This window comes from Streptomyces diacarni (genome assembly GCF_003323715.1).
GTDB lineage: Bacteria > Actinomycetota > Actinomycetes > Streptomycetales > Streptomycetaceae > Streptomyces > Streptomyces diacarni.
The window spans coordinates 1-285 of the sequence record NZ_QOIN01000002.1 but is presented as its reverse complement, the minus strand read 5'-3'; the positions used below and the strand labels follow the sequence as shown (position 1 = coordinate 285).

The following is a 285-nucleotide window of genomic DNA, read 5'->3' as shown; positions in this document are numbered from 1 at the left end:
GTTCGGTGGCCTCACGACACTGTGCAATACGGCGGGAAGCTCCTCGCCACGCGACGGAAGAGTCTTCGAGGCTCCCCTCGAGGAGTTCTGGCGAGTGATCACTGTCGACCTCTTCGGCACCGTTGTCTCCTGCCGGTTCGCTCTTCCCGAGATCATCCGGGGCGGTGGCGGTTCGGTGGTCAATCTGACCTCGATGACGGCTCTGATGGCCATACCGCAACGCGACTTCTACTCGGCTGCCAAGGGCGGCGTCGCCTCGATGACGCGGGCCATGGCACTCAGTTA

Annotated in this window: 1 protein-coding gene; it reads left to right on the top strand. The window is 63.2% G+C overall.

Features of this window, described 5'->3' with window-relative positions; genetic code table 11:
- Positions 1-19 precede the first annotated feature (19 nt).
- The coding region (locus DTL70_RS00010; RefSeq protein WP_245978850.1) for an SDR family oxidoreductase at positions 20-285 on the top strand (266 nt) is incomplete at its 3' end.